The organism is Clostridium sp. DFI.1.208, from assembly GCF_024463855.1.
GTDB lineage: Bacteria > Bacillota_I > Bacilli_A > Erysipelotrichales > Erysipelotrichaceae > Clostridium_AQ.
Window position 1 is genome coordinate 52911 of the sequence record NZ_JANGCA010000018.1, and the last position, 14485, is coordinate 67395.

Below are 14485 nucleotides of genomic sequence, written 5' to 3' on the forward strand. Positions count from 1 at the left end.
ATTTATACCCCCTCATACTCATCAGTATGGATGATTGATAGTTCTATCATATCCTGTCCCTGTTCCGCTTCAAAAACAAATACGTTGTCACCGATATCCATCTGAAGCCAGGTGCTCTCCTTTGTGACAGCATTAAAGATATTGATTGTCTGTGCGTTGCGTAGCAGATGAGCAAATTTATTGCCAAAATGGGTTGATACTGTGACGACATCTCCTGCTTGAAAATCGTATCTCAAAGCTAAAAACTCACCAGTAGAACGATCGAATATCTTAGGATTCTTGACGATCCCATTCATACGGAAAATGAATCGCACTCCTGTTATGACTTCTCCACTGTTTAATGCAACGATTTCAGGTATCTCCAGAAATGTTCCAAACTCGAACATGCTACCGTCATCACATGAGAATTCAAATGTGAATGCTGGTAGTATCTGTGATCCACCATCTGTTATCGTATCGATATTCCTGAGGTATGGATATTGGCAATAGACCACGATCTCCATCATCGGTATCTGTGCAAAATGATCATATTGTATCCCTTTTACCGTTCCTTCCGCAATCACATCACGATGTGAATTTTGATATCTGACTTTCAAATACTGTTTGATACGTGCATATTGATATAGACGCAAGCGGGCAGCTTCCACATCTCCAGTCAATACCGTGTATATCGTTACAGTACGCGGTTCCACATAGACTGACTGGATGTCCTCTCCGTCATATCCGATGCGCTTTGTTGTACTGATCTGCGCATCAGGAGGATCCAGTCCATCTATTTGCACTACGATATAAGAAGGATCATTCGTCAATTCCAGTATTTCCTCTTTTTGATTTTCAATGGATAACGCGAAGCTCATCGCCTGCCACCTCCCATCAAATCTTTGAATCGTAACGCTCTATTCGTATTTCGATAAATTTCACGTTGTGACAACGCTTTCGGACTATAATTGTATTGATTTAATGTCCACTGCGTTCCAGTCGTCCCCTGTGGCTGTTGTGATGTCATGGAAGGCTGTGCCTTTACGACAGTGCTTTTCTGCATACCTGATATAGCCATGCTCATATTGTCATTAAGCTGTGGAGCAATAGCGCTCGTTCCGTCTACCATGACAGAAGTTATTTCACCTATTACTTTTTTAATGGACGGAATGCGATCGCGTAGTGCATTGACAAGTCCTAATCCAAAATAGTCCCCGCCTTTATATGCTTTTCTGGAAGGTGAATGGATGTCCAGTGCCTTGTACATAGCTGTAATCATTCCACCAGCCATTCCACTTACGGCCCCCCATACATCACCCTGTTTGTTTTGGATACCTGCTTTCGCACCCAACGCATATAACTCTCCGGCTTCTGTAAACTTCCATTGTTTCGCTTTATCATCAAAGGCGGCCAGCCCCTGTGCTGCTAGATATTTCCATGCCCCCGTCGTTTCCTTTGTATTTTTTGTAATTCCCAGTTTTGCCATCATAACCTGGTTCAGAGCAGCCACTTTGTAATTGTCAGAACCTTTTTCAAATCCACTGTTTCCTTGCTTGGTCATGTTCTCCCAAGCAGTCCGGAATCCTTCTGTTCCTTCTTCTACAGTAGATTTTTGGTTCTTCACATCATCCTTCAATTTTTTCAGCCGGTTCTCACTTGCTGTTATCTGATCCTGGTACATCTGGTCACCAGTATCCTTGTATCTCTGCTTTAAATATGAAAGCAATGTCTCTTCATTAGCTACCTGTTCCTGTGTCGATAATACGACTTTCTTTCCTTTATCATCATATGACCTGGATATATAGGCGTTGATCGCTGCGATGTCTTCAGCATTTCCCTGTGCATATAGCTTCTGCAGCATCTCTTGTTCTGCGATCGTTTCTGTATAGCCTTCTGCAAGCCGTTTCTTCTCTGCATATGTTTCTTCTGCAAGCACCAGATCTTCTCCTGCAGCTCCTGCTCTGACAGCGTACCATGCCTGTTCATTTGTCAGACCTTCTTCCATGAGCTTATTCACACTTTTCTGGAGCTTTGCTTTCTGATCCACTACTTCTTTTTCAGCTTCCTTCTGCTCTTGCAACGCTTTAGTCTGATTCTTGATTGCTGTTGAATAAGCCTCTGCTCCGGCATCGATGATCGTCTTTGCACGCTGCTTCGCCATTAGATCATCCAAAGCCTTCATTTGTTCCTTGTAGTTGTCAATAACATTACCAGTCATGGATATCTCAGTACCCATCGCCTCGTTCAGTTCTCCTACAATGAATTTCGCACGACCTTCATAACCTTTTTTTACATTACCGTTCACATCCACAAGAGATGATAATTCATCCTTCAAACGCATATAGTAATCGATTTCAGCTGCACCGTCTTGCATCGCCATTTGCTTGGCTTTGCTCATCTCGTCCCATGCTTCCCGGTTTTCTTTTGCTTCGTCTGCGTTCTCTCTTAGTTTTTTGGTTGCTTCATCTTCATGATTATTGAATGCCAATAAAGCTGCTACGACGCCGCCAATGGCAAGCGCCACCAATCCCCACGGGCTTGCTGAATGCAAAAGATTAAGCGCCTTAGTCTTAATGATCTGTATATCCATCGTTCCATTCAGTACTCCCATAACTGTGTTATATGCAAGTAAACCTGCTTTTGCTACAAGTTGGATAGCATTCAACTCACCTGTTGCCTTCGTAGCGATAGCAGTCTTTGTTTGATAAACGAGGAATGCACCTGCAAGTCCGGTAATGAGCGGAATCAGTTTGTCAGCATTTTTTGCCAAAAAAGCAAAGCCTTCAATCAATGGTGGAATGATCGATGTAACGACCTTCAAGCCTGCCTGCAGGAATGACGACAGTCCTTTAACTACACTTGCCAGCGCATTTTTGATATTAGGCTTGCTGAGTTCCTTGGCTAACTTACTAAATTCCTTCGTTACAGAATCAATACCTTTTTTTAGATCATCCTTGAAAACATCATACATTTGTATCCCTAAGCCTTCAAGCGTGGATTTCAGTATCGTTGCAGATCCTTTTACATTGTTCTGCATCGTGTCTGCCATTTCCTTGGATGCTCCATCTGCATTCTTGATTGCCGTCTTCAGTTTATTATAATCGCTCTCACTGGCATTGATCACAGACAACATACCTGCCATGCTTTCCTTACCGAACAGTGTTGCCGCTGCACTTGCCTGCTGATCCTTAGTCAATCCACCGAATGCCTTGCGCAGGTCTTCTACAACTGTAGCAAATGGTTTCATCGTTCCATCCGCATTTGATAATGATAAGTTATATTTATCCATGATCTCACGCATCGCATCCGTAGGCTTCGCCATATTTGCAATCGCATTCTTCAGCGTAGTCCCGGCTTTGGAACCTTTGATACCACTATTTGCCATAAGACCGATCGCTACCGACATATCATCAATACTATATTTCATCGTGCCTGACAAAGCAGCTGCTTCTTTGAATGATTCACCCATCATGGATACGTTCGTGTTAGCACTGGAAGATGCAGCGGCAAGAACATCTGCAAAATGTCCGGAATCCTTAGCACTCAATCCGAATGCTGTCAGCCCATCTGTGACGATATCGGATACGGTTGCCAAGTCTTCACCGGAAGCAGCGGCAAGTTGCATGATACCGTCGATGCCCGCCAGCATATCCTGCGTCTTCCATCCAGCCATAGCCATATACTTGAATGCCTCCGCCGCTTCCGATGCTGAGAATTTTGTTTTTGCTCCCATCTCTTTGGCTTTTGCACTCAGTAACTCCATATCTTCTGCGCTTGCTTTACTGATTCCCTGGACCTCACTCATTCCAGCTTCAAATTCCACGCCGACCTTCGTTGACGCAATGATCATCGCTCCCATAGCCGCAGTACCTGCTTTAAGCGCTGTTACCAAGCCTTTTCCGATGCGTGTTGTGAGTTCTCCCGATACTTCTTTCAATTCTGATAGCTTCTTAGTTGTATGTTCTGCTTTCTGTGCAGCCTTTAATGATTCCGCTGCTTCTTTTGATTGTGCAGAAGCCAGGCGATCAAACTCCTCAGCTGTGATCTTTCCACTGTTTTTTGCATCAATCAATTTTTTATTGAATTTTTCCATAGCTTGTTCACTAGCCATGACTGTTGATTTCTGCTTTTCGATTTTCACAGCGAGATCCTGTGCCATCTTGGAATTTTCTCCCTGATTCTCGCAGACGAGAGCATACTGTTTTTCGAGGTCAGTCAGTTTTTGCTTCTGTGCACTGATAACGCTTGTCAGTTGCTTCTGCTTTGCGCTCAAGCCATCTGCCGAAGATGACCAGTCTTTCATACCGGTCGTTCCAGCCTTGAACTGTGCATTCGCTAACTTGATTTCACGGTTCGCGGATTGTATACTTGATTTCAGCTCACTTATGTCCGCTTTATATTTCATCGTTGCTTCAGTATTTTTCGCCATATCTTCACTTCCCTCTAGTACCAGCTATCGTCTGTCGCTTTACGCCGTATGACACGATCGCTATTATTCTGAATTATTTCATCGTTTGTATCTATACTGTCCAGGATGCGCCTTACTAATTTGAACACTTCTCCGCTCCGCTCTTTCCGCAGCATGAGAGGATTCATTCCTGTATACCTGGTACATATCATATCCTGCATACGGAACATCACCTGATAAAGGGTGAGAGTGCTGCCACCCTCACCCTTTACGCGTTTTTTCCGTCATACTCCATCGATTCCTTACAATACATAACCAGTTCCACAAACAGCGGAACAAGCTCCTTCATCTTTATCTTCTTTAGATCGTCATCGTTCAATGATGGAAATATCTCTTTCAACAAGTGTTTCACTCTTGGCAGATTATTCCTGATCAGATTCAGAAGAAGACCGTTGAAGTCTCCTTCCTCATCCAGTTTTAAGACATCATCCAGCAATGCAAGGATATCGTCAACAGTTCCCAGCATGATGTCATATGCATCTGCTTTTACTGTTTTTTCAATCGTTTCCTGATCTTTCCAGACATTTAATATCATCTAATCACCTCATTATCCTTCCGGTGGCGTTTCCGGTGTTAACGGCTGTAAGGTATCACATGTCGTTACTTCATTGAAAAATGTGGTCAGATCCGCCAATCCGTCAGATTCATCCACGACAAGACCCTTTTGAGAAGCTCCCGGCTTTGTAAATTTATGAATCGTATTGATACCGGTAATCGTAATCTGCTGGTTTGTGGTCTCTGTTCCGGCGTTTGCTGACTTGCCACTTTCGTCTGGAATAGTTGCAGAACATTTATATCGCCATACGTACCTATCTGTTCCATCCGTCTTTTCAAGAATGTAGCCTAGTGCAAAATATACTGGTTTTGCCGGCCCATCCATCAGAGCTCCTGTTTTTTCATCGACTTGTTTCCCTGTAAGCATTGCCAGTGTTTTAAGCGGAATGACTGTGGTCGTCAATGTGACAGTGTCTGCACCTTCTGCGTTTACTGTGATCAATGGTGCGCCATCATAGTATTTTGATTCGCTGGCTGTCGCTGTTGTCTTAGATACCTCCCCTAATGGGGCCAGCGCCATGACCTGACCTGTTTCATATGCTTCGATCGTGTCGGTTTTCAGCAATGCAAAACATGCATTTCTGCAATTTCGAAATTCTTCAAATGTTGCCATCATATTCATCCTTTCTTTATGTTCACATATCCTCGATGCAAAGGATATGGATACCTCTGCCTGTGTGTGTCGGCTCATCACTCATCACGTCATATCCTGCACGATCGATGATGAAACCTTCCTTTTTTAATCTTTCGATAGTTTCCTCCGGTACTTTATCCACCAGTTCCGGATCAGATGCATAGAAATTGATATCATAGTCCCATACTTTACGTCTTGCTTCTCCCCCATAGAAAGATTCTTCCCATGTATCATTATTCCAGGTTGTGAAGAATGCCTGCGGGTATTCCTGCGTAGAGCTCATCGACCCTTGTCTGTAGATCGGATATCCTAAGGAATCCAATAGTTTCATAATGTGCTCCTGCATTGCAACTACCTCCCTTTCTTAAATGACATGAATTTTTCTATAAGTTTTTTCTGTGCTCTCTCGATGCTTTCAGCCGTAGATGCACCATAGAAGGCATCATACAGACCTTGGTCTTTATGCATACGGGGTGTCCCATACATCAGGAAGATAGATGGCAGACCACCATCACGGATGCGAAATCCCACCTTTGTAGATGCGCTTAGCCCACTCCATGATACAGATGGCTTTGTGATTAGAGATTCCTCTGTTACACCGGTCAGGTGGTGCCTTCTGATAGCAGGCTCTGCCTTCCTCGTGATGATTTCATGCGCTTCCTTTAACCCTTCACTCACCATACTATCCAAGTCTTCCAGTATCACATTGAACTCTTCTTCCAGTAGTTCAAATCCATCGAATTCCATGCTTATCTTGTTACTCACGGTTTGCCACCTACTGAACGTATTTTGAATTTTACAAACTGGTGTCGCATGTCGATATCTTCAGGAGGAGATATGATATCATATGTGCGCTGTGTCTCACACACATAGATCCGGCAGTCTGCTTTGATATCCGGCCGGTACCACGTTTCCACGACCGCTGTATCGCTGATCGTTATAACTCCATTCACGATTGTTTCTGTTCCGCCATATGTACGTAGACTAACAAATAGCTGCATATCACCCGATGCCTCTGCAGGATCGAGGAATATCTTTTTTGTAGTTCCTTTGATATTTTCGTACTTAATCACTGGCAGTAAAAGCACCGGTATGATGAATGGATCTTTAGGCCGGTACATCGCTATCACCTTTTTCGAAGCTCAGCTGCATTGCTCGCTCTTTAAAATAAGGTGACAGTTGTCCGGAACCACTGCCATAGTTCCAGAGATCCGCCACACCGCGGGCGATCACCCCGAAGGATGCCGGCATATCGATCACACGCGGATCGATACCGGCACTCTTCAGATATGCCTTCGTTTCAGCGATATAGAATGATATCACACTATCTTGATAGTTACCGGTAACACCCAGTGCTATCTTCACCTTTTCAAGAATCAGTGCATCCTCCATGGATGGTCACTCCCTTCTTATCCCTGCGCCGGAACTGATTTCTTCAATAGATAGATATACGCTGGATCCAGTACCTTTCCATCATTTACGACTAGCGCCTTGTCTACAAATTGATTCGTTTCATGGTCGAAATATCTCATCAGCGTAAATTCCATGTTGGAATTGATTGCATATGCCATTTCCGGAACCCAGAACATGCCGAAATATTCGCCGTCAGCGCAGCTGTCAAAGTCCTTGAAGATGTCTTTTTCCACACGATTTACTTCGTATTCATTGAATTTATGCAGTTTATCGCTGGCATCAAATCCTGCTTTCTTAATTGGCTGTCCGGATGTATCCTTCATCGTACAGAGATTGCTGACATACGTCTGCTTCGCCATCACGAATTCCGGACGTTCTTTTTCCATTGCCATAGGGATTTCTGCAAACAGTTTCTTTTCCCACGCTGTCCAGTCATTGATATCGTCTACAGTAAACGTAATAATGTTCGCTGGCAGGATGCGGCTTCCGCTTTCCTTTTTTGCTTCTGTCAGGATACCTTCCATCTCATTGTTTGCCGGAACTCCAGAGATGATCTCCTTATCCATCGCTTCCACATATGCTTTCGCAATCACTTTTCCCAGTTCAGTTTCGAAGGCCGCTGTTTCCAGGATGGTTTCCAGCAATGTCTTCGCGATACGGATCTCACCGATGTTATATCCGAACTGGACATGCCCAGTAGTCTTTCCACCCTTCTGACGGTCACTTACCGTACCTTCTGTAATTCGTTTGAAGGTTGCGCCGAATGCTCCGATCGGATATTTCATTCCGCCCTTGACATTTGTTTTCTTGACTTTTGTGTACAGCTGTCCGCGGACTTTCTCCACTTCTGTGATAAATGTCTGCATGACTGTGACAGGGATCACAACACCCAAGTCTTCACTGGTATTCACTTCATTTGCACGAGTGATCAGAACTTCATTCATTTCACCTGTGCGGAAGTATTTCTGGAATGCCTTACGATATTCCATCGTCTCTGTAGGATGTGCTTCACGTTCCTGTTCTCCTGCAGCAGCTGCAGCGCCATTCATATCCAACCCATAGCTTGCTAATGGATTGAATCCGCGCTGTTCTCCGTTTGCTCCGTTTCCTGTTCCATCTTCTTCCGGCAGAGAACGGATCTGTTCATTCACAGATTCGATTTGTTTCTCCACTGCATCCAAACTTTCATTGATTGCCTGGCGCTCCTCCTGCGTCTCTGCTGCCACCAGTGATGTGCGCAAGGTGCTTCTCTGTTCTCTAAAATCATTCAGCAGATTGTTCAAATACTCTTTAATGTTCATACCTCATTTTCCTTTCCTGTACATACGTACCAGTGCTTTCGCTCTATTCATGCAGGCTGTGTCTTTCCTGCTCAGCGACTGTTCTTCTTTTGCATTTTCAAATGCCTGACGTGCTTCATCGCAGCTCTCTTTATCTCGCAAAGAAATATCTGTATCTTCGTAAGCTGGCCATGTTACACCTGACACTTCCCTTACGACAGATATCTTTTCAATGTATCGCGTCGGATGCTCTGAATCCAGATCATCCCAGCGTTGTTTACGGATTCCGAACATGAAGGACATGCCACAGATATCTCCTCTATCCACAGCAGAACAGAATTCTCTTGCGGTTCCGTTATTTACGATGTCAACACCAGCACGGATCGCCATCCCGTTCACATCAACAGTCAACTGCATCGTGCTGTTTATATTGTCCTTTCGACTTCTCGCCATCGGGATCATACCAGTCATGTGGTTGATAAGGAAGCTCACATCCGTAAGATCTGTTTCATCCAGTGCACCACGGCAGATCACTTCGTCATACCATCCCATGTCTGTTTTGCTTTCATATACGATCGGTCTGCCAACAATGGTACGCTCGTTTTCTGAGTTTCCATCTTCTGAACGTACTTCACACATATAGCTTCTTCTTACAAATTCATCCATCTGTTTCACCACCTTCCTTATTCTTCTAACTGCTTATCGCCAGTCTTTTTCTTGGTCAGCTGATACTCTCTGGCATATTGTGTTTCTATCCAGTTCAGCGACTGCATACGCTTTCCGATCAATTCTTTATCTGGAGCATATCCGAAAGCAACACGTTTTTCATTTTCCCACAATGCACCGGTCTGGCCGAGTTCTTTCACGACAGCTAATGTCTGTGCAGTATCTGCAAATATCAATTCACGCATGAAGAATATGATCTTATTCTTATATCCTCCAGATTGCTGCTTTGTAAACGACTTTTTTGTGAAGCCTTGCGAAGCCGATATGATGATCGGTTCCAGCGCTGCCTGATAAAATGAAGCATATTCTTCTGTCTTATAATTACCCAGCACGATATTAGCAGGAACATGCCAGTTCCGCATGATCTTATTGTCAAGGAATTCCAGTGTTGCTTTATCCACAAGTTGCATGTTTCTCGATAACGGTGTATATACGGCTTTCGTATCCATTGGCATAATGCCACTTTCAGAATTCAGCAGCTTTTTTTCGAATTCTTTGATATTCTCTTGCATCTGGTCATCATCTCGCATGATGTTATACTGTACGATCCCGTTGATAGCGCACGATATCTTCATCGCTTTTCGCACACCATCCAACAGATCATCATTGATTCCAATCGTTTTTTTGATATGATCCTGATCCGGACGTCCGAATTCATTCCCGCCCATCAGATCATTTTGTGCGAAATGTGTCTTTAAATGTATGATCGAATCATATGGTACCGTTGATTCATATCCACTTCCAAAGTGCATCTTTAGATACATTGCTCCGTTTGGCGCTTCCATGAACGTTACTTGCTTCGGATTTAATGGAAAATAACCTGTGATATCCCCTTTTTCATCTTTCTGCACATAAATGAAGGCGTTGTATGTAAGTAACAACATCCAGGCCCATTTCTCAATAAATTCACTCGTTGTCATGAGTGGATTTGGATCATCAAGCACTCTTTGTAGTGGCCCATCTACAGGTACTGGATCGAATCCGTCATATCGGACATGAGTAGGATTCAACTTTTTCAACTCATTTACGATACAGTCTAGTGTCTGCTGTACGACATCGTTCGTATAGATGCTCTGGCCATTCCCTGAATAGATAGGGGTGACGCCGTTCATCATCGTCCCGAAATTTAATTTTCCAGGTGTTTTTTCTAAACCAAACATTCCAGATAGAACTTTCAATATCCCCATGTATTCACCTTCTGTTCTTTTTTACATATAACATATACTCAGCACGATTCCTTCTGTAAGTTTCATTTACGATGATCATGCTTACGGCACCGTCGATTTTTTTACCTGGCATATTCTTTTCTTTCACAAGCATGACATGCCCTGTGTCCCATACTTGGATGCAGGCATTCTTCATGCACCATTTATCGATAGGATTGTTTCCGTAAACGATCAATTCCTGTCGTATTTCCTCTTCGGTGACTTTTGTCGGGGTACTCATCACGATACGATTCTGAGGAATATTTTCATATTCGATATCGTGCTCGTCCAATCGTTTTAGAAATTCTTTGGAAAACTTCTGATCATAACCACATTTGACAGTCCATATTCCATATTTTTTGTATAGCTCATTGAACCAGTCAGCTACGATCGTCACATCGATTTCCGTATCATCGACGATCCGCAAATATCCATCTCTGGCCCATTCCTTATATTCAGCTCCTGCCAGTTTATCATCACTATTGTCTAATTTACTGATAGGTATCCAATACATGGAGAGAAGATATTTACGTTTATCGTCAGGGCACATGATAAGAGCTTTCGCGGAACACAGGTCTGTCGTTTCTGCCAGGTCAACACCACCAATGCAGAAAAATCCTCTGAAATCTTCTATATCAAACCCAGTATCATAATCTAACTGTTCTGGAAGCAACCAGGTGGCTGCTTCGGAAACCTTAAAGTTGAAGTCTTTTGATAAAACAAACATTCTGTTGGATTTGCTGATACGTGCTTCATCTACTCGATCACGCAGATACGACCATTTTTTCACGACACCGATGGAGGGATTTGATTTTTCCCATGCCAGATTGATTCCCTGCTCATTCGTTTCCCATACTTCGCTTTCACTGTCCTGTGTATATAGCCAAGGCAGCTTCCGCTTTGCGCTTTCTCGATCATCTTCGCGCCTATTGATCCTGTAATACTCTTCCAGCGTTTTATCCAGGAATCCGTCTGCGACGAATCCTTGTGACCCAAACATGAATATCTTATAGTTATCTTTCGTACTCGTTGACTGCTGGATCGGCTTATAGATGCCATCATCCAATAGCGCCCATATCTCATCGATTCCAGCCATGTCGATATTACGTCCTTCTTTATTCCGGCTTGAATCTGATAACTTCGATAAGAAATTGTTATTGAAATTACATTTGATACCTTTCTGATTTCGCCATGTATCTAAACTTTTTGGATCAATTATCAGACGCATCGTATCAATAGACTGATAGCACAGATCGGCAATTGCATCATTGGTGCCAGAACAGATAATATTCGACCCCGGTTGACCGAGAAACAATTCAGCTAATTCTAGGGCAGCAATCAGTTCCGTTTTCCCGCCTTTTCGAGTGATCAGCATGAGTATTTCCTGGAAACGGTCTACCCATCCGCCTGTATCGATCGACATCATTTTGAAGCTATATGCAACCTCGATGAATGCTTTTTCCCATAGCATCAAGATCATAGGCTTCCCGTAAAATGGGCTCTTTGTTAATTTCACACAGTTTTCTATGAAATCAATACGTATATCAGCATCCGCTGTATCATAACGATATTGTGGATCATCCCATTCTTTAATTAGATGATTTAATTCCGTTATCATATCCATGCCGGCAATGATCTCACCTTTTCGTATGGCTTCCCGATACTTCCACAACCATGTATTTCCTTTATCCATATCTGCGGTTAAACCATTTTCGTAATTCACTTTCTTCTTCTCCATCAGCTTTATTCATTGCAGAGCGCAATACTTTCAGCGAGTTATTGTATTGCTGCAGCAGTTCTTTATATTGCTTTGCGGCTGGCGTCGCTTTTTGCCGGTTCGAGTCTTTATCAGATACCCGAATGAATGGCAACCTTTTCAAAGCATAGAGCGTTTCTTCAAGAAATACGATATCATCTATCAGTGGCTCCATCATTTCCCTTGTTGCATCATCTGGCAGCTGATCCAGCAATTCTTTTTTTCTACTCACTCGAATGCTCCTTCCTGTTATAATTTCACACTTTCAAAAATCAATTTTGAAACTTCCGAAAAATCGCTTCAAAAATCTCATTTTTTTGCTTTCGGTGGATTTTATGAATCCCTTACAGTCCCTTTTCAGCTTCTGTGAATCCCTGACCCGGGGGGCTATCTTCTTTTCATATGTTCGATTTGCAGTTTATGGTTCAGTGACATCAAATCAAATACATACTGCTTCCCATAGTTTTCATCCAGCTCCGTACGTTCTAGTTGTTCTTGTACCAGATCGACAAGCATGTTAACTTCGATCATATCCAATGGAACACCATATATATCTATTGTCCGCACGCTGTGCTCTGGTATCTGTAATCCATGTGGCTGTAATGATTTAACTCTTTGTATGCAGTCGCCCGCTTGCTCATTCTCCTGCGTTGTCAGCGCCTTATCTGCATAGTTAAGTAGCAGCTCTGCTGTCTTACGATTGATAGTGATTGCTTCTATCGTTTGAGATTCCAACAGATCGTTAAGCCAGTTCAATTCCGCCGAACCTTTCACTTCATCTTTATATCTCATATACCATTCCCTCCTTATGCTGTATACATAGAGAACCATTCCTCTATGTACTTTATAGTTTCCTCTGCATTGCTACGTTCTTGTGCCCGTGCCTTGCATGTATCAACATCTACATCAATGAACACACTAGATGCATTCAGACGTATTTCCAGACGCTGGCGTTCCATCGCCATTGGTAATCCTGAAATTACATATGCATTCTCCCATTTGCCAGTTCGGTACTTGATCTGCTCATACAGACAGTCGCGTACAGCAAATGCATTCATCTTCAACCTGTCTGGCTTTATGTATCTATCATTTATGGTAATCATCTGATAGATACTGTCCATGTCAACGATGATATCGTTTGGCCCTGCATTATTTTGTACGAACGTCGTTTTCCCGCTACATGGCGGCCCATAAACGATATAGACATTGCGATATCCTTCTTTTCCGAATCTACGATGTACCTCATTGTGACACTTGAAATGTACCAGCATGATCATATCCGGATTCAGTGATATCATATAATCGTTGATATTCTGTTCTGTTAATTCCTTTTTGTGATGTGCTATCATGTCATATTTCTTTATGATCGGTCTTCCGCAATGCTCACAATAGACAAGACCATCATCTGGATTCTTGCGTTCATCAGCAAGATATTCTTTCAGCCTTAGAAATTCATCTGAGTTATAAAACTCTTTTTTATTTTTGAACATTATGCTGTCCTCACCCACATAAATACTGTGATGTACGGCTGCAGGTTATTGTGCGCTGCACCACCACCGGTATTTTTATTCGTCGCAGTAGTTGCGTTATTACTTGCTGTATTTGCGCTTACGCTTACAGAGTGTGCATGATCCCCTGCTCCATATGTCTGTACACTATGGCTATGATCACCGGCATATTGTGCAGCTGTCGTGGATGTACCGCTGTAATCACTCGACCATCCCATCGTCGCCCACTTACCACCGGTTCCACCTGGTACTTTCTGTCTTGTATAGATAGTATGTGTATGGTTACCTCCGCCGCCAGTATATCCTGTATGGCTATGATTTCCAGCACTACCGGACGATGCACTGTGTCCATGAGCGTTCTGACTATGATTGTGTGAATTCTGGCTATGTGTATGTATCGGCATCTCATTCACTGTGGTAGTATGTTTCTTTTCGCCGCTGGTCTTCTGCACCGTATTGAAATCTGCATCATTCTCATCAACGCCAACCAAAACACGACCTTTCGCATATCGTTCCCACGTTCCACCAAAATACTCTGCAGGATTGACATTTCGTATACTAGTGAATATCGAACCTATCGGCCAACTCCCACTAGCTTGCTCTGAACGTTTTGAAATACTGAAGAAGGCTGCGTCTAATTTACATACCGCTGCATCCTTATCCGTTATCGTTACAAGTGTTCTAAACTCTACATATCCACTATTACCTTCATTGCTCAACAGACGCACTTTCATAGTCCCTACTGTATACCATAAGGTTTTATCTATCCTATAATTCAAATATCCTTCTTCCGGCTGCAAGACTGGGCTAGTCGTTACGTTTCCCAAGCGATCAGTTACTTCCACTCTCATATTCGTTTTCTGCGAATGTAGAGGTATTAAAGATAGAATCAATTCATTCTCATCACTCGCCGAATTGCATGACCCATATTGATCTACATCATCAAAATATATGCTCACGA

The 14485-nt window shown here is 43.1% G+C and carries 16 protein-coding genes; all 16 read right to left on the minus strand.

The annotated features are described in order from the left end of the window. Nucleotides 1-2: 2 nt before the first annotated feature. Nucleotides 3-857, minus strand: a complete 855-nt coding sequence (locus NE665_RS11000; protein ID WP_233104634.1) for a phage tail domain-containing protein — start codon at nucleotides 855-857, stop codon at nucleotides 3-5. Further along, nucleotides 854-4408 (minus strand): phage tail tape measure protein, encoded by a 3555-nt coding sequence (locus NE665_RS11005; RefSeq protein ID WP_233104633.1) that lies wholly within the window; start codon nucleotides 4406-4408, stop codon nucleotides 854-856. Before NE665_RS11005 ends, NE665_RS11000 begins: the two co-directional genes overlap by 4 nt. 247 nt (nucleotides 4409-4655) lie before the next feature. Then, nucleotides 4656-4982, minus strand: coding sequence for a hypothetical protein (locus NE665_RS11010; RefSeq protein WP_233104632.1), 327 nt, complete (start codon nucleotides 4980-4982; stop codon nucleotides 4656-4658). A gap of 12 nt (nucleotides 4983-4994) precedes the next feature. Continuing rightward, a complete protein-coding gene (locus NE665_RS11015) occupies nucleotides 4995-5615 on the minus strand; it encodes a major tail protein (protein WP_233104631.1) in 621 nt (206 codons plus the stop codon). A 22-nt stretch (nucleotides 5616-5637) separates the two neighbouring features. After that, entirely contained in the window at nucleotides 5638-5967 is a 330-nt protein-coding gene (locus tag NE665_RS11020) for a hypothetical protein (protein WP_233104630.1), read from the minus strand. A 20-nt stretch (nucleotides 5968-5987) separates the two neighbouring features. Next, nucleotides 5988-6401 carry a hypothetical protein gene (locus NE665_RS11025; protein ID WP_233104629.1) on the minus strand — a complete coding sequence of 138 codons (414 nt, stop codon included), beginning with the start codon at nucleotides 6399-6401 and terminating at the stop codon, nucleotides 5988-5990. Beyond that, complete coding sequence (locus tag NE665_RS11030) at nucleotides 6398-6757, minus strand: head-tail adaptor protein (protein ID WP_233104628.1); 360 nt, start codon at nucleotides 6755-6757, stop codon at nucleotides 6398-6400. The genes NE665_RS11025 and NE665_RS11030 overlap by 4 nt, the downstream gene beginning before the upstream one ends. Then, nucleotides 6744-7028, minus strand: a complete 285-nt coding sequence (locus tag NE665_RS11035; protein WP_233104627.1) for a phage head-tail connector protein — start codon at nucleotides 7026-7028, stop codon at nucleotides 6744-6746. Before NE665_RS11035 ends, NE665_RS11030 begins: the two co-directional genes overlap by 14 nt. Before the next feature lie 17 nt (nucleotides 7029-7045). Then, the gene (locus tag NE665_RS11040; RefSeq protein WP_233104626.1) at nucleotides 7046-8350 is read right to left on the minus strand and encodes a phage major capsid protein; all 1305 of its coding nucleotides are present in this window, start codon (nucleotides 8348-8350) and stop codon (nucleotides 7046-7048) included. A gap of 3 nt (nucleotides 8351-8353) precedes the next feature. Further along, nucleotides 8354-8995: an HK97 family phage prohead protease gene (locus NE665_RS11045; protein ID WP_233104625.1), complete on the minus strand. Its 642-nt coding sequence runs from the start codon at nucleotides 8993-8995 to the stop codon at nucleotides 8354-8356. Nucleotides 8996-9012: 17 nt separating this feature from the next. Next, on the minus strand, nucleotides 9013-10242 hold the full coding sequence (locus tag NE665_RS11050) for a phage portal protein (RefSeq protein ID WP_233104624.1): 1230 nt from the start codon (nucleotides 10240-10242) through the stop codon (nucleotides 9013-9015). A 4-nt stretch (nucleotides 10243-10246) separates the two neighbouring features. Further along, nucleotides 10247-11983 (minus strand): terminase TerL endonuclease subunit, encoded by a 1737-nt coding sequence (locus tag NE665_RS11055; protein ID WP_233104623.1) that lies wholly within the window; start codon nucleotides 11981-11983, stop codon nucleotides 10247-10249. Further along, nucleotides 11946-12248, minus strand: a complete 303-nt coding sequence (locus NE665_RS11060) for a hypothetical protein (protein ID WP_233104622.1) — start codon at nucleotides 12246-12248, stop codon at nucleotides 11946-11948. Before NE665_RS11060 ends, NE665_RS11055 begins: the two co-directional genes overlap by 38 nt. A 155-nt stretch (nucleotides 12249-12403) precedes the next feature. Next, a complete protein-coding gene (locus NE665_RS11065; RefSeq protein WP_233104621.1) occupies nucleotides 12404-12808 on the minus strand; it encodes a hypothetical protein in 405 nt (134 codons plus the stop codon). Between the two features lie 14 nt (nucleotides 12809-12822). Next, nucleotides 12823-13506 carry an AAA family ATPase gene (locus NE665_RS11070; protein ID WP_233104620.1) on the minus strand — a complete coding sequence of 228 codons (684 nt, stop codon included), beginning with the start codon at nucleotides 13504-13506 and terminating at the stop codon, nucleotides 12823-12825. Then, a complete protein-coding gene (locus NE665_RS11075; RefSeq protein ID WP_238135298.1) occupies nucleotides 13506-14375 on the minus strand; it encodes a hypothetical protein in 870 nt (289 codons plus the stop codon). Before NE665_RS11075 ends, NE665_RS11070 begins: the two co-directional genes overlap by 1 nt. Between the last annotated feature and the right edge of the window lie 110 nt (nucleotides 14376-14485).